Source organism: Oleiphilus sp. HI0080 (genome assembly GCF_001635135.1).
The window spans coordinates 1-703 of sequence record NZ_LWFU01000229.1 but is presented as its reverse complement, the minus strand read 5'-3'; the positions used below and the strand labels follow the sequence as shown (position 1 = coordinate 703).

Genomic DNA, 703 nt, shown 5'->3' with positions numbered 1-703 from the left:
GCTTGATCAGGAGAAAGAATTCGAATATCCAAGCCGTCGGTATCGTGATCTTTCAGATACATTTCGACTTTTGAAATCATTGAGGCGTCGTGTGGACGCTCGGCATCCAACCAGAAGACGGCAGGCATACCACTCGCGCGCGCTCGCGTCACTGCAAGTTTCACCCAGTCACGAATCGGCAGGTCTTTGGTCTGACACATGCGCCAGATATCACCCTTTTCCACATCGTGTGACATCAACACCTTGCCTGAATCGTCAACCACACGAACAACGCCATCTGCGGCAAGCTCAAAGGTTTTGTCGTGCGAACCGTACTCTTCTGCTTTTTGTGCCATCAAACCAACGTTTGGAACAGTGCCCATCGTAGTCGGATCAAAATTGTCGTGGTGCTTACAGAAATTGATGACTTCCTGATAGATCGTTGCATAAGTACTTTCAGGGATGACCGCTTTGGTGTCTTTCAACTTGCCATCCGTGCCCCACATTTTACCGCCAACACGAATCATCGCTGGCATGGAGGCATCGACGATCACGTCACTCGGTACGTGAAGATTCGAAATGCCCTTATCCGAATCGACCATCGCTAACTCTGGACGATTCTCATAACAGCGACGAATATCTTCCTCAATTTCAGAACGTTGCGAATACGGAAGCTCCTGAATTTTCTGATGCACATTGCTCAGCCCGTTATTCGGATTCACGC

General features: G+C 49.1%; 1 protein-coding gene. It reads right to left on the bottom strand.

Annotation, left to right across the window (positions count from 1 at the left end; genetic code table 11):
* On the bottom strand, positions 1-703 hold a 703-nt coding region (locus A3751_RS02500), incomplete at both ends, for an NADP-dependent isocitrate dehydrogenase (RefSeq protein WP_197466125.1).